This window comes from Arthrobacter sp. Ld5 (assembly GCF_051172775.1).
GTDB lineage: Bacteria > Actinomycetota > Actinomycetes > Actinomycetales > Micrococcaceae > Arthrobacter_D.
Genome location: NZ_JBPKBO010000024.1, coordinates 633,437 through 654,256, shown reverse-complemented (window position 1 = coordinate 654,256; position 20,820 = coordinate 633,437). Strand labels below are relative to the sequence as shown.

Annotated in this window: 14 protein-coding genes; 3 read left to right on the top strand and 11 right to left on the bottom strand. The window is 69.3% G+C overall.

What is annotated here, in order from left to right; genetic code table 11:
• Positions 1-4: 4 nt before the first annotated feature.
• The 3 genes from glgB to ACSGDB_RS16025 are packed head-to-tail and all read right to left on the bottom strand — an operon-like array spanning position 5 to position 7,610.
• Positions 5-3,808 (bottom strand): 1,4-alpha-glucan branching protein GlgB, encoded by a 3,804-nt coding sequence (gene glgB, locus ACSGDB_RS16035; RefSeq protein ID WP_434995977.1) that lies wholly within the window; start codon positions 3,806-3,808, stop codon positions 5-7.
• The gene (gene treS / locus ACSGDB_RS16030) at positions 3,805-5,571 is read right to left on the bottom strand and encodes a maltose alpha-D-glucosyltransferase (RefSeq protein WP_434995975.1); all 1,767 of its coding nucleotides are present in this window, start codon (positions 5,569-5,571) and stop codon (positions 3,805-3,807) included. The genes glgB and treS overlap by 4 nt, the downstream gene beginning before the upstream one ends.
• Positions 5,571-7,610, bottom strand: a complete 2,040-nt coding sequence (locus ACSGDB_RS16025; RefSeq protein WP_434995973.1) for an alpha-1,4-glucan--maltose-1-phosphate maltosyltransferase — start codon at positions 7,608-7,610, stop codon at positions 5,571-5,573. Before ACSGDB_RS16025 ends, treS begins: the two co-directional genes overlap by 1 nt.
• A gap of 134 nt (positions 7,611-7,744) precedes the next feature.
• Here ACSGDB_RS16025 and glgP point away from each other — a divergent pair, with 134 nt between their 5' ends.
• Positions 7,745-10,357, top strand: coding sequence for an alpha-glucan family phosphorylase (gene glgP / locus ACSGDB_RS16020; protein ID WP_434995972.1), 2,613 nt, complete (start codon positions 7,745-7,747; stop codon positions 10,355-10,357).
• Positions 10,358-10,495: 138 nt separating this feature from the next.
• On the opposite strand, the gene glgX is transcribed toward glgP, so the two are convergent.
• The 6 genes from glgX to ACSGDB_RS15990 all read right to left on the bottom strand — a co-directional run bounded on the left by glgX (position 10,496) and on the right by ACSGDB_RS15990 (position 17,122).
• Complete coding sequence (glgX, locus tag ACSGDB_RS16015) at positions 10,496-12,598, bottom strand: glycogen debranching protein GlgX (RefSeq protein ID WP_434995971.1); 2,103 nt, start codon at positions 12,596-12,598, stop codon at positions 10,496-10,498.
• A 6-nt stretch (positions 12,599-12,604) separates the two neighbouring features.
• Entirely contained in the window at positions 12,605-13,588 is a 984-nt protein-coding gene (gene rlmB, locus ACSGDB_RS16010; RefSeq protein ID WP_434995970.1) for a 23S rRNA (guanosine(2251)-2'-O)-methyltransferase RlmB, read from the bottom strand.
• Positions 13,589-13,710: 122 nt separating this feature from the next.
• A complete protein-coding gene (gene cysS / locus ACSGDB_RS16005; protein ID WP_434995968.1) occupies positions 13,711-15,171 on the bottom strand; it encodes a cysteine--tRNA ligase in 1,461 nt (486 codons plus the stop codon).
• 25 nt (positions 15,172-15,196) lie between these two features.
• Positions 15,197-15,742: a 2-C-methyl-D-erythritol 2,4-cyclodiphosphate synthase gene (gene ispF, locus ACSGDB_RS16000; RefSeq protein WP_434995967.1), complete on the bottom strand. Its 546-nt coding sequence runs from the start codon at positions 15,740-15,742 to the stop codon at positions 15,197-15,199.
• Positions 15,729-16,562, bottom strand: a complete 834-nt coding sequence (ispD, locus tag ACSGDB_RS15995; protein ID WP_434996007.1) for a 2-C-methyl-D-erythritol 4-phosphate cytidylyltransferase — start codon at positions 16,560-16,562, stop codon at positions 15,729-15,731. The genes ispF and ispD overlap by 14 nt, the downstream gene beginning before the upstream one ends.
• Positions 16,563-16,639: 77 nt before the next feature.
• A complete protein-coding gene (locus tag ACSGDB_RS15990; RefSeq protein WP_043443336.1) occupies positions 16,640-17,122 on the bottom strand; it encodes a CarD family transcriptional regulator in 483 nt (160 codons plus the stop codon).
• Positions 17,123-17,377: 255 nt separating this feature from the next.
• Here ACSGDB_RS15990 and ACSGDB_RS15985 point away from each other — a divergent pair, with 255 nt between their 5' ends.
• Positions 17,378-17,908, top strand: a complete 531-nt coding sequence (locus ACSGDB_RS15985; RefSeq protein ID WP_434995965.1) for a hypothetical protein — start codon at positions 17,378-17,380, stop codon at positions 17,906-17,908.
• A gap of 120 nt (positions 17,909-18,028) precedes the next feature.
• On the opposite strand, the gene ACSGDB_RS15980 is transcribed toward ACSGDB_RS15985, so the two are convergent.
• Together ACSGDB_RS15980 and ACSGDB_RS15975 are read right to left on the bottom strand one after the other, a co-directional pair.
• A complete protein-coding gene (locus tag ACSGDB_RS15980; RefSeq protein WP_434995964.1) occupies positions 18,029-18,709 on the bottom strand; it encodes a winged helix-turn-helix domain-containing protein in 681 nt (226 codons plus the stop codon).
• A complete protein-coding gene (locus ACSGDB_RS15975; RefSeq protein WP_434995962.1) occupies positions 18,706-19,950 on the bottom strand; it encodes a sensor histidine kinase in 1,245 nt (414 codons plus the stop codon). The genes ACSGDB_RS15980 and ACSGDB_RS15975 overlap by 4 nt, the downstream gene beginning before the upstream one ends.
• 171 nt (positions 19,951-20,121) lie before the next feature.
• On the opposite strand from ACSGDB_RS15975, the gene phoU reads away from it, so the two are divergent.
• Positions 20,122-20,781: a phosphate signaling complex protein PhoU gene (phoU, locus tag ACSGDB_RS15970; protein ID WP_434995961.1), complete on the top strand. Its 660-nt coding sequence runs from the start codon at positions 20,122-20,124 to the stop codon at positions 20,779-20,781.
• The last annotated feature ends 39 nt before the right edge of the window (positions 20,782-20,820 follow it).

Genomic DNA, 20,820 nt, shown 5'->3' with positions numbered 1-20,820 from the left:
CAGGTCAGGTGGTCGCGGGCTTCAGGTACAGCACTCCGAGCGGCGGGACGCGGACGTCCCCGTAGGCGGGCTGCCCGTTGTGCGCTCCCTCGCGGGCCGTCACCATCCCTGAGTTTCCGACGCCCGAGCCGCCGAACTCCTCGGAGTCGGTGTTGAGCACCTCGGTCCACTCCCCGGCCCAGGGAAGCCCCACGCGGAACCCTTCGTGCGGACCGCCGGCGAAGTTCGCGATGCAGACGAGGGGATTGCCCTGGTGATCCCAGCGGATGAAGGACAGCGTGTTGTGCTCGCCGTCGTTCTCGTCGATCCACTGGAAGCCGGCGGGCTCGTTGTCGCGGGCGAACAATGCCGGAGTCTCGCGGTAGACGGCGTTCAGGGACCGGACGAGTTGCTGGACACCCTTGTGGGACGGGGTCTCGGTGAGCCACCAGTCGAGGCTGTGCTGCTCGGCCCACTCGGATTCCTGCGCGAACTCGGTGCCCATGAAGATCAGCTGCTTGCCGGGGTGCGCCCACTGGAACGCGAGGTAGGCGCGGACGTTCGCCAGCTGCTGCCACCGATCACCCGGCATCTTGCGCAACAGGGATCCCTTGCCGTGGACGACCTCGTCATGGCTGATGGGCAGCATGAAGTTCTCCGTGTAGGCGTACACCATGGAGAACGTCGCCTTGCCGTGATGGTGCATCCGGTTGATCGGGTCCTCGGAGATGTACTCGAGGGTGTCGTGCATCCAGCCCATGTTCCACTTGATGCCGAACCCCAGACCCCCGGCGCTGGTCGCCCGGGTGACGCCGTCGAAGGCCGTCGATTCCTCGGCCACCATGACGATTCCCGGCGCCCTCTTGTAGGCGGTCGCATTGACCTCCTGCAGGAAGGAGATGGCTTCGAGGTTCTCCTGGCCGCCGAACTTGTTCGGACGCCACTGGCCTTCCTCCCGGGAGTAGTTCAGGTACAGCATCGACGCGACGGCGTCGACCCGGAGGCCGTCGATGTGGAACTCCTCGAGCCAGTAGAGGGCGTTCGCGACGAGGAAGTTGCGGACCTCACGGCGACCGAAGTCGAAGATGAGCGTTCCCCAGTCCCGGTGCTCGCCGAGGAAGGGATCGCCGTGCTCGTACAGGGTCCCGCCGTCGAACTTGGCCAGTGCCCATTCGTCCTTGGGGAAGTGGGCTGGGACCCAATCCATGATGACGCCGATACCCGCCTGGTGGAGCTTGTCGACGAGGTACTTGAAGTCGTCGGGCGAACCGAAACGGGACGTCGGTGCGAAGTAGGAGGTGACCTGGTATCCCCACGACCCGCCGAACGGGTGCTCGGCGACCGGCATGAGTTCCACGTGGGTGAAGCCCTGCCAGGAGACGTACTCGACGAGCTGGTCGGCCAGTTCCCGGTAGCCGAGCCCCTGGCGCCAGGAGCCCAGGTGCACCTCGTAGACGCTCATCGGCCCGTTGTGCGGATCGGTGGCCGCGCGCTCCTGCATCCACTCGTCGTCACCGAAGACGTAGGTCGACTCGACGACCTTCGAGCCGGTGAGGGGCGGGATCTCGGTGCCGCGAGCCATCGGGTCGGCCTTCTGGCGCCACTGCCCGTCGCTGCCGAGGATCTCGAACTTGTAGCAGGTGCCGGCACCGGCACCTGGGACGAAGAGCTCCCAGATCCCTGTGCTACCCAGGACGCGCATCGCATTGACGCTGCCGTCCCAGCCGTTGAAATCGCCCATGACGCGCACCGCGCGGGCGTTCGGGGCCCAGACCGAGAAGGACACGCCCTGGATGTCGCCGAGGACGGACGAGTAGCGGCGCACGTGCGCACCGAGCGCGGTCCACAGGGTCTCGTGCCGGCCCTCACCGATGAGGTGCATGTCGATCTCGCCGAGGGTCGGCAGGAACCGGTACGGGTCGTCGACCGTGATGGGGTCGCCGTCGTAGTCCACTTCGAGCCGGTAGTCGGGGACGTGACCCGGGGTCTCGGCCTCCAGCGTGCCGACCCAGATGCCGTTGTGCTCGTGCGTCAGTTCCGTCCGGCCGGTTCCAGTGACGACGGTGACGGACCGGGCGAGGCGGCGCAGCGTCCGGATGGTGACGACGTCGTCGCTGTTCAGGTGGGCGCCGAGCACGGCGTGGGGCTGGTGGTAGGAGCCCTCGGAGACCTGCTGCAGCACGCTCGCGTCGACCGCCGCTGGCGTGAGGTCGACTGCCGGGGCTGGCGACGCGCTCTTCGTCTCCGACGTCGCATCCTTCGCCCTGTCGGCGAGTTCGGCCGTCGCGCTCTTCGCCTTGTCGGCTACCGCTTTCGCGGTTCCGGTGACGGTCTTCGCCGCCTTGTCCGCGAGGGTTTCCTTGCCCGCACCCTTGCGGGGGCCGGCTTTCTTGGGAGGGTTCATGTCAGCTGCTTTCGTGGCGTCCGCGCCGGGCTGTGCACCCAGCGCGCGTCGGACATCCCGGACGGGCATCTCGACCCAGTCCGGTCTGTTGCGGATCTCGTAGACGACTTCGTACAGGGCCTTGTCCAGCCAGAGCGCACGGAAGAGCGGGCCGTCCGTGTCGACGGGCGCTCCGGCTTCCTCCGCGTAGCCCGCCAGGAAGGCCGCGCGGGCGCCGTCCGACCACTGCTCCGCCTCGACGGCCTCGGGCGAGCCGATCGGCGCGGCACCGCGGGAGGCCGCAGCGTATTCGAGCGAGCGGACCATGCCGACGACGTCGCGCAGCGGCACGTCCGGCACGCTCCGCTCCGCCGTGGGGCGCAGGGGCTCACCCTCGAAGTCGATGACGAGCCAGGTGCCGTCCGGCGCCTGGAGGACCTGGCCGAGGTGCAGGTCCGCGTGGATCCGCTGCAGGGGCGGGATGTCCCCGAGCGTCTCCACGGCGCCGATGATGCGCTCGACCTCGGCGCCGAGCGGTCCGACGGCGGTGCCGGCTTCCTCCCAGGCCCAGCGGATGCGCGTGGCGAGGGCCTCCCTGAAGTCCTTCTTCTCGCCGTCGGTCGCCGTGCGGTGGCCGAAGGCGGCGTCGAGCTGCCGGTGGATCCTCGCGACGGCCTGTCCGAGTCCGCGGGCCTCCGCGCTGAAGTCGATGCCGCTGGACGCGGCGAGGGACGCGGTGCGCCAGGCGTCGGTGCTTCCCTCGACGAAGTCACGCAGCACGCTCACATGCCCCGTGACGTGGTGGCCCGGGGCGGCGTCCGCGTGCTGCCAGGTGCCCGTCACCCAGCTGAAGGTGTCCGGTGTGTCGGTGGAACCGCCCGCCGTGAGCTGGGCGCTGAGCACGACGTCGGGGCTGTCGCCGGCCGCGAGCACGCGGAAGAACTTCACGATCATGGAGCCGGGGCCGGACCCGTAGATCACCGAGGTGTTCGACTGCTCGCCCTGCAGGACCTTGACGGGCTGGACGGCCCCGGTTTCCTGGTGGGCCGGCGCCTTGATGGCGACGCCGTTCAGGCGACCGTCCGGGGTGCTCCCGGCGCGGAGCATGAAGTCCACCCAGAGGCGCACGAAGGCGGCGTCGTGCGTCGCGTCGTAGGCCCATCGTGGCCCCAGGTCGGGGTGCTCCACCTGACCGATGAGGCCGGCTGCGGCGTCGTCGAGCGGTTCGCTCCGATAGCTGATGGGTACGCTGACGACGTCGGTGCGGCGTCCCGAATCGACGGCGAGGAAGTGCACCTCGAAGCCGGCCGCGCCGGTCGGGTCCTCGAGGACCGTGCCGCCGACGACCGTCAGGTCGACCGACTGCCCCCGTGCCGGGAACCACCGCTGCGTGGGAAGCCACGCCGTGAGGATCTCGGGGATGAACGGTGTGTGCGCCGCCGTCACTGGGCCGGCTCCGGTACGGGGATCACCGGGATGGACTGGGTGTGCGGCGAGGAGGTGTTGGAGCTGGCGGAGCGGACGCGGAGCCAGAAGAAGTCGTGGCTGCCGAGCGTCAGGGTGACCTCCCCGTCCTCGCCGAACGCCGGGAAGATCGAGCCGCCGAAGAGGTCCCGCAGGCCGCGGCCCGCGAACTCTGGCAGGCGCATCCTCGCCGCGACCGGGTGCTGCGAGAGGTTGAAGACGCACAGGACGGACTCGGCCTGCTCGCCCTCGGCGTTGCTCTCGTCGATCTCCCGGAGGAAGGCGAGCACGTGCTCGGACTCGACGGCCACGTGCCGGTAGGAGCCCAGCCCGAACGCCGGGTGCGCCTTGCGTACCGCGAGCATCTGGCGCACCCAGTGCAGCAGGGAGCTGGAGGTGGCCATCTGGGCTTCGACGTTCACGTGGTTGTAGTGGTAGACGAGGGACTGGACGACGGGCAGGTACAGCTTGCCCGGATCCACCGGGGAGAAGCCCGCGTTGCGGTCCGGGTTCCACTGCATCGGCGTGCGCGACGCGTCGCGGTCCTCGAGCCAGATGTTGTCGCCCATGCCGATCTCGTCCCCGTAGTAGAGGAACGGGCTGCCCGGAAGGGACAGCAGGAGCGAATGGATGAGTTCCACCTCGGCGCGTGAGTTGTCGAGCAGCGGGGACAGGCGACGGCGGATGCCGACGTTCGCCCGCATGCGGGGATCCGGTGCGTACCAGCCCAGCATGGCCTCGCGTTCCTCGCTGGTGACCATCTCGAGCGTGAGCTCGTCATGGTTGCGGAGGAACGTGCCCCACTGTGCCCCGGCCGGGATGTCGGGGGTGTCCTTCATCGTCTCGATGATCGGCGCGGCCTTCTGGTCACGCAGCGCGTAGAAGAGCCGCGGCATGATCGGGAAGTGGAACGCCATGTGGCACTCCGGGCCGTCGCCGTCACCGAAGTACTCGACGACCTCGTCCGGCATCTGGTTCGCCTCGGCGATGATGACGCGGCCCGGGTAGGTCTCGTCGACCATGGCACGGAGCCGCTTCAGGAACTCGTGCGTCTTCGGGAGGTTCTCGCAGTTGGTGCCCTCCTCCTCGAACAGGTAGGGGATGGCGTCCGCGCGGAACCCGTCGATGCCCTGGTCGAGCCAGAACTTCACGACGTCGAAGATGGCCTCCTGCACCTTGGGGTTCTCGAAGTTGAGGTCCGGCTGGTGGCTGAAGAAGCGGTGCCAGAAGAACTGTCGCCGCACCGGGTCGAACGTCCAGTTGGACTCCTCGGTGTCGACGAAGATGATCCGCGCGTCCTCGTACTTCTCGTCGGTGTCGCTCCAGACGTAGAAGTCCCCGTACGGCCCCTCCGGGTCGCGGCGGGATTCCTGGAACCAGTGGTGCTGGTCGGAGGTGTGGTTCACGGGCAGGTCGATGATGACCCTGACGCCGCGTGCGTGCGCCTCGGCCACGAGCCGCTTGAAGTCGCTGAGGGAGCCGAATTCGTCCAGGACGTCGTAGTAGTCCGAGATGTCGTACCCGCCGTCGCGCAGCGGGGACTTGAAGAAGGGCGGCAGCCAGAGGCAGTCGACGCCGAGCCACTGGAGGTAGTCCAGCTTCTCGATCAGACCGGACAGGTCACCCGAGCCGTCCCCGTTCGCATCGGCGAAACCGCGCACGAGAGCCTCGTAGAAGACCGCCTTGCGGTACCAGAGGGGGTCGTGGGCCAGTCCAGGTGCGTTGAGCTGGAAGGGGTTGGGCACTAGTGCTGCCTCCTGATTGAGAGAATGTGGGCCGGTTCCACGTGGGCGTCCAGCCGGACGTAGTTGTGCTCGCCCCAGGCGAAGGTCTGTCCTGTGATGAGGTCGTCCACCAGGAACGTACCGCTCTCGTCGACGTCGGCCGCATCGAGGCCCAATTTTGCCAGATCGAGCGACACCGTACTCTCGCGGGTGCTGTGCGGATCGACGTTGACGACGACGATGATGGTGTCCTTGCCCTCGGCGGTCTGCTTGTGCTTGACGAAGACCAGCGTGGCCGGGTCGGTGCTCCGGTGGATCGAGAGGTTCTCGAGGTCCCCGAGCGCCGGGTGCGCGCGGCGGATGGCGTTGAGCCTGGTGATGAACGGGGCCAGGGAGCGGCCCTCGGCCTCGGCGGCGGCGTAGTTCCGCGGACGGTACTGGAACTTCTCGTTGTCGATGTACTCCTCGGCGCCCGGCCGGGCCACGTGCTCGAAGAGCTCGTAGCCGGAGTAGACACCCCACAGGGGACTCGCCATGGAGGCGAGCACTGCCCTGATCTTGAAGGCGGCCGGACCGCCGTACTGGAGGTACTCGGTCAGGATGTCCGGGGTGTTGACGAAGAAGTTGGGCCGGAAGTACGCCGGCGAGACCTGGCTGATCTCCGTGAAGTACTCCTCGAGTTCCGTCTTGGTGTTGCGCCAGGTGAAGTAGGAGTAGGACTGCTGGAACCCGGCGCGGCCCAGCGCGTGCATCATGGGCGGACGCGTGAAGGCCTCGGCGAGGAAGATGACGTCGGGGTGCTTCTTGTTCACCTTGGCGATGAGCCACTCCCAGAACTGCACGGGCTTGGTGTGCGGATTGTCCACACGGAAGATCTTGACGCCGTGCTGGACCCACATGAGGACGATCCGCAGGATCTCCTTCGACAGGCCCTGGGGGTCGTTGTCGAAGTTGATGGGGTAGATGTCCTGGTACTTCTTCGGGGGGTTCTCCGCGTAGGCGATGGTCCCGTCGACGCGCGTCGTGAACCACTCGGGGTGGGCCGTGACCCAGGGGTGGTCGGGCGCGGCCTGCAGAGCGAGGTCGAGGGCCACCTCGAGGCCGAGCTCACCGGCCCGTGCGACGAAGGCGTCGAAGTCCTCGAAGGTGCCGAGGTCGGGGTGGATGGCGTCATGGCCACCGTCCGCGGACCCGATCGCCCAGGGTGAGCCCGGGTCCCCGGGGCCGGCCGTGAGCGTGTTGTTCGGGCCCTTGCGGTGCGTGTGGCCGATCGGGTGGATCGGCGGCAGGTAGACGACGTCGAAATTCATGGCGGCCACGGCGTCCAGGCGCTTCGCGGCCTCCCGGAACGTGCCGGAGGTCCACTGCGCGGTCTCGGGATCGTAGGTGGCGCCTTCCGACCGGGGGAAGAACTCGTACCAGGCGGCGCGGCCGGCGAGCTCCCGCTCGACGTCGATCGGGTAGGCGCGCGATGCGGTGACCAGCGAGCGGATGGGCTGGCGGGCGATCGCCTCGTGGATCTGGGGCGTCAGGCCCGCGGCGAGGCGCGCGTCGACGGGCAGGGAGGTGTCGGCGAGGGTCGCGGCGGTGCGCCGGAAGAGGGCAGCGTCGCGTGCGGTGCGCTCCCCTGCGGCGCGGGTGAAGAGGGCGGAGCCCTCCATCAGCATCAGCTCGACGTCGACGCCGGCTGCGATCTTGATGGTCGCGTCGTGCTCCCACGTCCCGAAGAGGTCGGACCAGCCCTCGATGGTGAAGGTGTGCAGGCCCTTGGTGCGCGGGGTCAGGATGCCGGCCCAGCGGTCCAGCCCCGAACCGACCGGGGTCATCCGGATCCGCTGCACCTCCTTGCCCCGGGGGTCGTACAGGACCGCCGAGACACCCAGCTGGTCGTGTCCTTCCCTGAAGACGGTGGCGCCCACGGCGATGTCCGAGCCGGGAAGAGCCTTGGCCGGGAAACGCCCGTCCTCGACGACGGGACTGACCGCGGTGATCGGGATGCGGCCGAACCGCAGTCCTTCGGGATAAGGGGCATTTCGGTTCTGGTCGGTAGGAGTGGTCACCCGTATGACGTTAGCGAGTAATGGGCCGAATTGCTAAGGGAGCTTTGCGTAACATCCGCACGAATAACATGTCGGCCGGGCGATTGCGCAACGCTTCGGCCATACCGTTCGGCGAGTGCGCTAGCGTAACCGGGGTGAAGGCAATCCGCAGATTTACCGTCCGAACCGTCCTCCCCGAGAAGATCGCACCGCTCGGCAAACTCGCCGGCAATCTGCGCTGGTCGTGGCATTTGCCGACCTCGCGCCTGTTCGAGGAGATCGACCGCGCGGCCTGGGAGGAGAGCGGCCACGATCCGGTGTCCTTCCTCGGCTCCGTCACGAGGGAGAAACTCGAGCGGCTTGCCGACGACGAGGCGCTCGTCCGGCGCATCCAGGAAGTGGGGGCCGACCTCGACGACTACCTGACGAAACCGCGCTGGTACCAGGGTCTCGGCGACGACGCCCCGCGCAGCATCGCCTATTTCTCCCCCGAGTACGGAATCAGCGCCGTCCTCCCCCAGTACTCCGGCGGCCTCGGCATCCTGGCCGGCGACCACCTGAAATCCGCCTCCGATCTCGGCATCCCCCTCATCGGCGTCGGCCTGCTCTACCAGTCCGGCTACTTCAAGCAGTCCCTGTCGCAGGACGCCTGGCAGCAGGAGACCTACCCGGTCCTCGATCCGGACGGGCTGCCCCTGACCCTGCTCCGCGAGCAGGACGGCTCCGCCGCGCGGGTCGTGCTCCCACTGCCCAACGGCCGTCAGCTCTCCGCGCACATCTGGCGAGCCGACGTGGGCCGCGTCCCCCTGCTGCTCCTCGACTCCAACGTGCCGGGCAACGACGAAGCGGCACGCAACGTGACCGATCGCCTCTACGGTGGCGGCGGCGACCAGCGGCTGCAGCAGGAACTGCTCCTCGGCATGGGCGGCGTGAAGGCGCTGCGCATCTTCGAGCGACTCACCGGCACGCCTGCTCCCGAGGTGTTCCACACCAACGAGGGCCACGCCGGCTTCCTCGGCATCGAACGCATCCGCGAACTCATGGACCCCTCCAACGAGTCCCCCATGAGTTGGGAGGAGGCGCTCACGGCCGGCCGGGCGTCGACCGTCTTCACCACGCACACCCCGGTGCCGGCCGGCATCGACCGGTTCGACCGCGCGCAGATCGAGCACTTCTTCCACGCGGGTCTCGCCCCCTCCGTCCCCACGGACCGCGTCCTCGCCCTCGGCGCGGAGAACTACGACGACGGCGACCGCTCGAAGTTCAACATGGCGGTCATGGGACTCCGCCTCGCCCAGCGCGCCAACGGTGTGGCGAAACTGCACGGCGAGGTGTCGCGGGGCATGTTCTCGGGGCTGTGGCCGGGGTTCGATACCCAGGAGGTGCCCATCACGTCGGTGACCAACGGCGTGCACGTGCCGACCTGGGTGGACCCGCAGATCGCGGACTTCGCCCGCACCAGCTTCGGGGCCGAGTCCGTCCTCGACCCGCAGTGGACCAGGGTGTACGACGTGCCGGACACCGACGTCTGGGCGCTGCGCCGGAACCTCCGCTCCAACCTCGTCGACGACGTGCGCCAGCGCCTGCGCTCCTCGTGGAAGAAGCGGGGTGCGGCCGACGCCGCGTTGAACTGGACCGATTCGGTGCTGGACCCGGACGTCCTCACGATCGGTTTCGCCCGCCGCGTGCCGACCTACAAGCGCCTCACCCTCATGCTGCGCGACCCGGCCCGCCTGAAGGCCCTGCTCCTCCACCCGGAGCATCCCATCCAGCTCGTGATCGCGGGGAAGTCGCACCCGGCGGACGAGCAGGGCAAGCGGATGATCCAGGACCTGGTCCGTTTCACCGATGACCCCGCGGTCCGCCACCGGATCGTGTTCCTGCCCAACTACGACATCGCGATGGCCCGTACCCTGTTCCCCGGTTGCGACGTCTGGCTGAACAACCCGCTGCGACCCCTGGAGGCCTGCGGCACCTCGGGCATGAAGGCCGCCATCAACGGCGGCCTCAACCTGTCCGTGCTGGACGGCTGGTGGGACGAGATGTACGACGGCGACAACGGCTGGGCCATCCCGACGGCCAACAACGGAGCCTCCGCCGACGAACGCGACGACATCGAGGCGGCCGCACTGTACGACCTCCTGGAGACGCAGGTGGCGCCGCGCTTCTACTCTCAGGTGCCGGCCGAGGGCGCCGGGGCCGCCGGCCCGTCGGAGCCGTCTCGTGATGGGGTCCCGCACCAGTGGATCGCGATGATCAAGCACACCATGGCGACCCTCGGCCCCGCGGTGTCGGCCGAGCGCATGCTGCAGGACTACGTGGAGAAGCTGTACCGGCCGGCCTGCCGAGCCGGCCGCGCCGCAGCGGCCGAGAACTACTCGCTCGCGAAGAGGACCGCCGCGTGGCGCTCCCGCGTCCAGGGCAGCTGGCCGGCGGTCCAGGTGGAGCACGTGGACTCGTCCGGAGTCACGGAGGACCCGCAGATCGGTGACTCGCTGACGGTCGACGCCTATGTCTCCCTGGGAGGGCTCGATCCGGACGACGTCGCCGTCGAGGTGGCCTACGGCCGTGCTCTCGAGACCGACGAACTGAGCCACGTCACGGTACGGGACCTGGACGTCGCCGAGAATCTCGGCAGCGGCCGCTACCTGTTCAGGGGCGGCATCAGGATCGACCACTCCGGCTCCTTCGGCTACACGGTACGAGTGCTGCCGAAGCACGCGACCCTCGCCACGAAGGCGGAGCTGGGTCTCGTCGTCAACGCCTGACCGCGCAGGAGCCCGGGACCTCGTCGGGGTCCCGGGCTCTTTGCTGTCCGGGTGTCAGGACCCGCCGTCGTCCGCGGCTGTCGAACGGTCGGGCGCGCGCCTGCCCGCGACGTGCCGCTGCCTCCCCCGTGGGGGATGTCAGCAGCGGTAGATACGGACCGAGTCCGCGGCGACGGCGTCCGCCTCGCCCGACCGCAGCCCTGCGCGGCCGGATACCGGTTCGCGGGAGGCGGAGTCGAACACCGGCCGGAACGTGCGGGGCTGCTCCCGTGCCACGCCCTGCTGCTGCAGGATCCACGCCGAGGGCAGGTGGATGCGGGTCTCCTCGAGCGAGCCGTTGATCACCACGAGCCCGTTGACCGTCCCGCCGACCGAGCCGAGGATCAGCTGCACGGTCCTGGTCCGGGGATCCTCCCACTCCTGCGCGGTCATGGGGAGCCCGGCGGCGTTGAACCACAGCAGCGTCGACTGGTCGCCGCGGGACGGGAAGGACGGCGGCTGCTCGGCCAGGAAGGCCCGCCGGATGGCGAGCAGCGTGCGTGTCGAGCCGAGCAGGCGCCGGGACGCGGCGTCGTCGGGCCAGTGCACCCAGGCGAGTTCGTTGTCCTGGCAGTACGCGTTGTTGTTCCCGGCCTGGGTGCGGCCGAACTCGTCGCCGGCCGTGAGCATGGGGACGCCCAGCGAGATGAGCAGCGAGGCCATGACATTGCGGGCCGCCCGCTCCCGGGCCGCGAGGACCCCCTCGTCCTCCGTGCGACCCTCCACGCCGTGGTTGTAGCTGCGGTTGTCGTTGTGGCCGTCGCGGTTGCCCTCGCCGTTGGCCTCGTTGTGCTTGCGCTCGTACGCCGTCAGGTCCGCGAGCGTGAACCCGTCGTGGGCGGTGACCAGGTTGACGGAGGCGAGGGCGCTGCGACCGGAGTGCGCGAAGGTGTCCGCCGAGCCGGCGAGGCAGCCCGCGAGACGGGCGGGCGAGGACCCGGTGCCGCCGTGCGTCAGCGCGGCGATGTCGCGGAGCCAGAAATCGCGCACGGTATCGCGGAAGCCGTCGTTCCAGTCGGCCCACCCCACGGGGAACCGCCCGGTCTGCCAGCCGTCCGGGCCGATGTCCCACGGCTCGGCGATGAGCTTCGTCCCGCGGAGCGCCTTGGAGGCGCCGGCAGCGACCAGGAAGGGGTGCCGGGGGGTGAAGGCGTTGTGCTCGTCGCGGGACAGGGTGACCGCGAGGTCGAACCGGAACCCGTCCACCTGGCACTCCTCCACCCAGTAGCGCAGGGAGTCCAGTGCGAACTCGACGACCCGGGGCTGGGAGAAGTCCAGGCTGTTGCCGCAGCCGGTCGTGTCCACGTAGTGCCCGGCGTGGTCGTGCCGGTAGTAGTCGAGATCGCCCAGTCCGCGCCAGCAGAGGGCCGGCCGGTGCTGCTCGCCCTCCGCCGTGTGGTTGTACACGACGTCGAGGATCACCTCGAGTCCGGCCTCGTGGAGCGCGCGCACCATGCCCTTGAACTCGTCGAGCACGGCGGCGGGGCCGGCGGCCCGTGCGGCGGCCGTCGCGTAGTCGGTGTGCGCCGAGAAGAACCCGAGCGTGTTGTACCCCCAGTAGTTGGCGAGTCCCAGCGGTTCGAGGTGCGGCTCGTCGAGGTGGAAATGGATGGGGAGGAGCTCGACGGCGGTCACCCCGAGGTCGCGGAGGTAGGCGATCATGACCGGGTGCCCAAGCCCTGCATAGGTACCCCGCAGCTCCTCGGGGATGTCCGGGTGGAGCTTCGTGAGTCCCTTGACGTGGGCTTCGTAGATGACGGTGTCCCGCCATGGGGTGTGGGGCCGCTCGCTCGGACCCCAGTCGAAGGCGTGCTCGAGGAACACGGAGTAGTAGGACCGTGACGTCGGCTCGTCCGCTTCGGGCGGCGTGTCGACGACCTCGATCGCCCGGGAGTAGGGATCCAGGAGCAACTGCGCCTGGCCCACCGTTCCCGGCAGCACCTCCCCGGTGGGCCAGAAGGCGTACAGGGACCCCGGGGAGACCGGGCCCACCACGCCGTGGTGGACGCCGCCGTCGAGTCCCACCAGTGTCTCCGAGGTCCAGGTCCCGTCCGTGCGCCGCCAGTGCACGTCGATCGAGGGGATGGCCGGCGCCCACACCGCGGCGTTGGCGTGGGCATCCCGTCCCTGGGGCCCGGTGATGGCGTGGAGTCCCAGCGGGAACTCACGCGACGGGCGGGGCGACCGGGCGTGATTCACCATCGCGGGTCAGGCGGAACGCTGGCGCGAGACCTCGTACAGCGTGATCCCCACCGCCATCGATGCATTGAGGGATTCCATGGCGGACTCGATCGGGATGGACACGATCTGGTCGCAGTTCTCGCGCACCAGCCGGGACAGGCCCTTGCCCTCCGAGCCGACGACGATGCAGATGGGGTCGCGGCCGAGGGCCAGCTCCGGAAGGGAGACGTCGCCGTCGCCGTCGAGCCCGAGGACGAAGATGCCCTTGGCCTTGAGGGACTTCAGCGCGGAGTTCAGGTTCCCGACGCGTGCGACGGGCACGCGGACGGCGGCACCGGCACTGGTCTTCCACGCCGACGCCGTCACGCCGACCGCGCGGCGTTCGGGGACGATCACGCCGTGGCTGCTGAAGGCCGATGCCGAACGGATGATGGCGCCGAGGTTGCGGGGATCCGTGATGCCGTCCAGGGCGACGAAGAGCGGGGCATTGCCGATGTGTCCTCGCCGGTACCGCTCGATGGTCTCGTCGACGAGGTCGAGCGCGTCGGCGTACTCGTAGGGCGGGATCTGCAGCATGAGGCCCTGGTGCGCCGCCCCGTCGGTCATGCGGTCCAGTTCGGGCTTGCCCGTCTCCATGACGGGGATGCCGCGCTCGGCCGCCATCTTGAGGGACTCGCGTACGCGGTCGTCCATCTCGATGCGGATGGCGACGTGCAGCGCCTTCGCCGGGATGCCGGCGCGGAGCGCCTCGACGACCGAGTTGCGGCCCGTGACGACCTCCTCGGCCGCCTTGCCCTTCGTGCGGCCGGTGCCGGCGCTCTTGCCGCCGGCCCGCTTCGCCGCCGACCGCTCGGCCAGCTCCTTGTTCTTGTACGACTTGTGGTACGGGCGGTCCTCCGCCTTGGGCGTGGGGCCCTTGCCCTCGAGCGACTTGCGTCCGTGGCCGCCGGTGCCGATGGTGGGGCCCTTTTTCGTTTTGCGAACCGCGCCTGGACGTCCGTGACTGGCCATGGAACAACACCTTTATATAGAAGAAGAATCGACTCCAGTTTACGCGGAGCGAGTCGACTGCCTCGGCACGCGTCCCGTCGACACCGCCGGGACGGCGTCCGACGGCGTCGCGGAGCTTCCGCTCAGGCGCCCGACAGCGACCAGGTGACGCCGTCGGCGGAGTCCTCGAGCGTGATCCCGGCGGCGGCCAGCGCATCGCGGATGCTGTCCGCCCGCGCCCAGTCGCGAGCGGTGCGGGCGGCGCTCCGTTCGGCGATGCGGTCGCCCACGAGGGCGGCCAGCGCCGAGGCTGCCGCCGTATCCCCTGCCGCGACGGGGGCCCCGGCGTCGTCGAGCCCGAGCACGCCGGTCATCGCGACGACGGCGGCGAGATCGGCGCGCACGGCGTCGTCGTCCCCCCCGGCGAGGCGGGTGTTGCCGGAACGCACCGTGGTGTGGAGCACGGCGAGGGCCTGGGGCACGTTGAGGTCGTCGTCCATCGCCTCCACGAAGGCTGCGGGGAGGTCGGCCGACGGGTCCGTCCCGCGGTCCGGGGCGCCCACGCGGGCGGAGGCCTTCGCAATGAATCCGTCGATGCGGGCCACGGCGGCGGCGGCCTCCTGCAGCGAGGTCTCCCGGTAGTCCAGCACGGAGCGGTAGTGCGCCTGGCCGAGGTAGTACCGCACCACGCGGGGGCCGGCGGCGTCGATCATCTCCTGCGGGCTGACGGTGTTGCCGATCGACTTCGACATCTTCTCCCCCCGGTAGGTGACCATCCCGTTGTGCATCCAGAAGCGGGCGAACGGGTGGCCTGCGGCCTGCGACTGCGCCATCTCGTTCTCGTGGTGCGGGAAGCGCAGGTCCAGTCCGCCGCCGTGGATGTCGAACTCCGTACCGAGGTACCTGGTCACCATGCTCGAGCATTCGAGGTGCCAGCCGGGCCGGCCCGCACCCCACGGGCTCGGCCAGGACGCCGTGGGCGGGTCGGACTCCTTGGACCCCTTCCACAGCGCGAAGTCGCGCGGATCCTTCTTGCCCCGCGGATCGGCGTCGGGGGCCGCCTGCATGTCGTCGATGTCCTGGCGGGTCAGGCTGCCGTAGGCGGGCCAGGAGCGGACGTCGAAGTAGACGTCGCCGGAGCCGTCCGGTGCCGGGTAGGCGTGGCCACGGTCGACGAGGCGCTGGATGAGCGCGTGCATCTCGGGGATGTGGCCGGTGGCGCGCGGCTCGTAGGTGGGAGGGCGGACGCCGAGCGCGGAGTACGCCCGCTGGAACTCCTGCTCGAAGCGGAAGGCCAGCGCCCACCAGGGTTCCTCCGGCAGCAGGGACGGGTCCTCCTCCGTCGCCCCCGGACGGAAGGAGTCCTGGGACCGGGCGAGGATCTTGTCGTCGATGTCGGTCACGTTCCGCACGACGGTGACGCGCAGCCCGCGCGCCTCGAGCCAGCGCGTGAGCTGGTCGAAGGCGATGGCGGAGCGGACATGACCGACGTGGGGCATGCCCTGCACGGTGGCGCCGCAGTAGTAGAGACTCGCCCTGCCCGGTTCGAGGGGTTCGAAGGGGCGCACCTCGGCGCGGGCGGTGTCATAGAATCGCAGGCTCACCGGTCCAGATTACCCGGCGGTGGGGTCAGTCCTCCGGCGACGGCGGCATCGCCCCGGCACGGGACCGGACGACGACGGCGGTCGCGATGGCGGCGACCCCCTCGCCCCTTCCCGTGAGGCCGAGGCCGTCGGTGGTGGTGGCCGAGATGCTCACGGGTGCCTGCGCGGCGTCGGACAGCACGGCCTCCGCCTCGGCCCGGCGCGGTCCGAACTTCGGGCGGTTGCCGATGAGCTGCACGGCGATGTTGCCGATGTCGAACCCCGCCGTCCGCACGATCGCTGCGGCGGCAGCCAGGAGCGTGTGGCCCGAGGCCCCCGCGTATTCCGGGCGGTCGGTGCCGAAGTGCGTCCCGAGGTCCCCGACACCGGCCGCCGAGAACAGGGCGTCGGCGGCCGCATGGGCCACCACGTCGCCGTCGGAGTGTCCGGACAGTCCGCGTTCGCCCTCCCACAGGAGGCCGGCGAGCCACAGCGGGGTGGCCGGGTCCCCGGTCCCGGCCTCCTGCGCATAGGCGTGGACGTCGACGCCGATCCCGGTGCGGGGAAGGTGGAGGTGCTCACTCAGGTACACGGCTGCTCCTGCTGGTGGTCGGATCGGTGGCCGGGTCAGGCCCCTGGTGCGGAGCGCTCGGGGCCCGGCCGGACCGTTCCGCGCTGGGTGCAGCCCTCTGTGCGAGGACCGCTTCGGCGATGACGAGGTCGAGCGGTGTGGTGACCTTGAACGCCAGGGGATCCCCCTCGACCACGTGAACCGCGTGGCCCAGTGCCTCCATGAGCATGGCGTCGTCCGTGATGCCGGGGTGTGCTGCGGCGGCGCCGGAGTGGGCTGCGCGCAGCGTGTCGGCGTCGAACCCCTGGGGTGTCTGGACGGCCCGCAGCGCGGCGCGATCGGGGGTGGCGGTGACGAGGTCACCGTCGACGACCTTGATCGTGTCGACCACCGGCAGGACGGGGATGACCGCCGGTGCACCGTCGGCGACGGCGGTGGCGACCCGCCGGAAGACGGCGGGGGGTGTGAGCGCCCGTGCAGCGTCGTGGACGAGGACGATGCGGACCGTCGGAGGCAGGGCGTCGAGTCCGGCCCGTACCGATTCCGTGCGGGTGGCACCTCCGGCGACGGCCGAGACGCGGACCGGGGGGTGCGGCCCTGCCGTGGTCCGACCGGCTGCCTCCGTGACGACGGCGGCCAGGACGTCGTCGTCCTCGGGGAGCACGACGACGACCGCGGCGGCGGTGCCGGATCCACGCACGGCATCGAGGGCGTGGTCCAGAAGGGTGCGTCCGCCGCAGAGGACACGGGCCTTGGGGATGCCGTGGCCCAGGCGTTGCCCGGAGCCTGCGGCGACGACCACGACGCCGACCTCGGCCGGGGCGGGATGCTGGGGATTCATCTCGGGCACTCCGTCACCCTATGACAGCGCAACGAAAAGAGGGACCCGGAGGTCCCTCTTCCTGGTCTGCTCATCGCCTAGGAGGCGAGGACCTCGTCGAGAACGCTTGCCGCCTTCTCTTCGTCGGTCTTCTCGGCCAGGGCGAGCTCGGAAATCAGGATCTGCCGCGCCTTGGCGAGCATCCTCTTCTCGCCGGCCGACAGCCCTCGGTCGTGATCGCGGCGCCACAGGTCGCGTACCACCTCGGCGACCTTGATGACGTCGCCGGAGGCGAGCTTCTCGAGGTTCGCCTTGTAGCGGCGTGACCAGTTGGTCGGCTCCTCGGTGAACTCGGCCCGCAGGACGTCGAACACGTGCTCGAGGCCCTCCTTGCCCACCACGTCGCGGACCCCCACGAGGTCGACGTTCTCTGCTGGTACTTCAATCGTCAGATCGCCCTGGGCCACCTTGAGCTTGAGGTACATCTTCTCTTCGCCCTTGACGACGCGCATCTTGATCTCCTCGATCTTCGCTGCGCCGTGGTGCGGGTAAACAACTGTTTCGCCGACCTCAAAAACCATGTGAACTTCCCCTTTCCCGGGAATCAGTTTATCACGGCAACGACACGCCGAGGGGCGTGTTTGCGCAGGTCAGGGAGCCGAATCAAGCGGTACTGGCTATCATTCGCCTCTTGACGGACGGGGCGGGAGGTGATCCGGGTCCGTCGTGCGGACAGAACCGAGACCACGATCGGACCCCGTTGCCGATAGTCTGTCCTGTAGGTCCCCTTCGGATTACGTCCCTGTCCCACCTGTTGAACCCCAGGAGTCTGTGCTGTGAATTTCGCACCCAAGAACCGAGTGCAGCAGTCCGTTGCTGCCGGCGCCGTGCTGGTCATGCTGGGGGTCTCCGGCTGCACCTTCACCACCGAGCAGTCCACGACGACGCAGTACGCAGCCTCGGACGGCATCGTGAAGGACCTCGGACCGGTCCTGCTGCGCAACATCCTGATCGTGGGCAGCGAGGACGAGAGCGCCGGCCGGCTCGTGGGCACCGTGTTCAACACGAGCGACCAGCCCGTGGACCTGTCCATCCGGGCGGGCGGGGCCGAGACCAGCATCACAATCGACGGCGACGGGGAGTTCAGGTTCGAGGACGAGACCGAGGACGACGCCACCCTCGAGGGCCTGGAGGACGTCCCCGGCTCGCTGGTCGACGTCGACTTCGAGACCGACGGCGAGGAGGCCACCTTCCAGGTGCCGGTGCTCGACGGGACGCTCGCGGAGTACCGCGACTTCGTGCCTGGCGGTTTCACGCCGCGGCCGAGCGAGCCCGAAGCGACCGAGGAAGCAGCCGAGGGCGAGTAGCCTCCACCGCACGATCCTGCCCGCACCCGACCGATCGGGTGCGGGCAGTGTCGTTGTCGGGAGGAACCCGCCTGCCCGGCACGACGTCAGCGGGCACCTCCCGGACCAGCGCCCGCCGGCTCAGGGCTCGAACTTGTAGCCGAGCCCCCGCACGGTGATGAGGTAGCGCGGATTCGCGGGGTCGGGCTCCACCTTGCGCCGCAGCCGCTTCACATGGACGTCCAGGGTCTTGGTGTCGCCCACGTAGTCCGAGCCCCACACCCGGTCGATCAGCTGGCCGCGGGTCAGGACCCTGCCCGAATTGCGGAGCAGCATCTCGAGCAGCTCGAACTCCTTCAGCGGGAGTGCCACCGGCTCGCCGTCGACACTCACGACGTGCCGTTCGACGTCCATGCGGACCGGCCCGGCCTGGACGGTGTTCGGGATGAGCTCCTCGGGTTCACCCTGGCGCCGCAGCACCGCGCGGACGCGGGCGACGAGCTCGCGGGAGGAGTACGGCTTGGTGACGTAGTCGTCGGCCCCGAGTTCCAGGCCCACCACCTTGTCGATCTCGGCGTCCTTTGCGGTCAGCATGATGACCGGGACGCTGGAGCGCTGGCGGAGCTGCCGGCAGACCTCGGTTCCCGGCAGGCCGGGGAGCTGGAGATCCAGCAGCACCAGGTCGGCGCCCGAGCGGTCGAACTCGGTGATGGCGTCAGGGCCGTTGTCCACCACGGACACCTCGTACCCTTCCTTGCCGAGGAGGTAGGACAACGGGTCACTGAAGGACTCCTCGTCCTCGACGATCAGAATGCGGGTCAAGCCTTGACTCCCTGCTCATGGGCAACGGTGCTGCCCCTCTTCCCTGGCTTCCGCTCGACCGGCGGGGCAGTGCCGTCGGCCGATGCGGGAGTATTTGCTGCACCACCGTCGTCCACGGTGCCTTCCATCTCGGGCAGCCGGACGGTGAACGTGCTGCCCTGTCCCGGCTGCGACCAGACGGTGACCTCGCCGCCGTGGTTGGAGACCACGTGCTTGACGATGCTCAGGCCGAGCCCTGTACCGCCGGTCTGGCGGGACCGGGCGGCGTCGATACGGTAGAAGCGCTCGAAGACGCGTTCCTGCTCCTCGGGCGTAATGCCCACGCCCTGGTCCGTGACCGACACCTGGACGAGGCCGTCACGGGAGCGGATCCCCACGCCCACCCGCGTGCCCTCGGGGGAATAGCGGATGGCGTTGTCGATGAGGTTCCGGAAGGCCGTCATCAGCAGGTCGCGGTCGCCGTGCACCGGGATCGGGGCCGATCCCCCGACCACGACGTCGATCTGCTTGCTCTCGGCGGGGAGCTTGTTGCGGTCGACGGCCTCGGCGACCACGGAGTTGATGTCCACCGGCTTGCCACGGCGGACGACGTCGGCCCCCTGGAGCCTCGAGAGCTCGATGATGTCCTGGACGAGCGCGGACAGCCGGCCGGATTCCTTGTGCATGCGCTGGGCGAACCGGCGGACGGCCACCTCGTCCTCGGCGGCGTCGTCGATCGCCTCGGCGAGGAGGGAGATGGCGCCCACGGGGGTCTTCAGCTCGTGGGACACGTTCGCGACGAAGTCGTTGCGGATCTCCTCGGTACGGGTGATCTGGGTGCGGTCGTCGGCGAGGATCAGGATGTACTCGGCGCCGAGGGCTGCGACACGGACCTGCACCACGATCGTCCCCTGGCCGAGGGGTCCGCGGGGGAGTTCGAGTTGCTGCTGCTCGATCACGCCGTCGCGCCGGACACGGGCCGTGAGGTCCAGGAGCTCGGAGTGGACCACGGTATGTCCGCGGACGAGTCCGAAGGCGTAGGCCGCGGGACTCGCACGAACGACGCCGTCGATCGCGTCCACGATCACGTACGCCCGCCCGATGACGGAGAGAACCTCCGCTGCGCCCTCGGGAAGGGAGGGCTCGTCCTCGTAGAGCAGCCGGAGCCGTTGCACCTCGCTCGCGCGGAACGCCGCCATGCCGGCCACGCCGAGGGCCAGGCCGACCAGCCCGGCCACGAGCGTCAGGAGAAGGGGGTCCACGGACCAAGCTTATGCTCTGGTATTTCCGGCCCGACCCCATCCGGTGGCTTTAGCCAAGGGGTTCAACTAACGTTCACATAAAGCGGAGAAACAGTTCACCGCTGGCTGGAATGCTCGTCGGCGGAACTGTGGGAACGGTTCGATTCGAAACTTCCAGGGAAGGACGCCCACGTGCGTAAGGTTTTTCAGGCCGAGCTTCACCAGATCGGCGAGGAGCTCATCGAGATCTCCCAGCTGGTGACCGAGGCCATCCAGAAGGCCAACAGCGCCTTCCAGGGCGCCGACACCGAGCTTGCACAGGAGGTGATCGCCGCCGATGCGCGCATCGATTTCCTCCAGAAATCCCTCGACGAGCGCGCCATCGACATCCTCGCACTCCAGGGCCCCGTGGCGTCCGATCTCCGGATGATCGTGGGAGCGCTGCGCATGAGCGCGTCGCTCGAGCGCATGGGCGACCTCGCCCGCCACGTCGCCCAGCTCGCGCGACTGCGCTTCCCCGCGAACGTGATCCCGGAAGGCATCCGGGCGACGTTCGACGAACTCGCCGAACTCGACGTGCAGATCGCCACGAAGGTCACGGAGCTCCTCGAGACGCGCAATCTCGAGCTGAGCAACGAGATCGGCGTCGCCAACGCGCGGGTCAACGCACTGCACGCCAGCGTCTTCAAGGCTGTCGCGGCCGACGACTGGAACGAGAGCGCACCGACGACGGTGGACGTCACCCTCGCCAGCCGCTACTACGAGCGCTTCGCGGACCATGGCGTCTCGGTGGCCCGGAAGGTCACCTACCTCGTCACGGGGGAATGGCAGCCGGTCGCCCCGCTGAACTGACCCTCCCCGGAACGAACAGAACGACGGCGGTCCCTGACG

Coding starts and splice junctions, on each gene's coding strand:
- ACSGDB_RS15990 (WP_043443336.1), bottom strand. CDS start 17,122: ATGGTTTTTGAGGTCGGCGAAACAGTTGTTTACCCGCACCACGGCGCA.
- ispD (WP_434996007.1), bottom strand. CDS start 16,562: ATGAATCCCCAGCATCCCGCCCCGGCCGAGGTCGGCGTCGTGGTCGTC.
- rlmB (WP_434995970.1), bottom strand. CDS start 13,588: ATGGCCAGTCACGGACGTCCAGGCGCGGTTCGCAAAACGAAAAAGGGC.
- glgX (WP_434995971.1), bottom strand. CDS start 12,598: ATGGTGAATCACGCCCGGTCGCCCCGCCCGTCGCGTGAGTTCCCGCTG.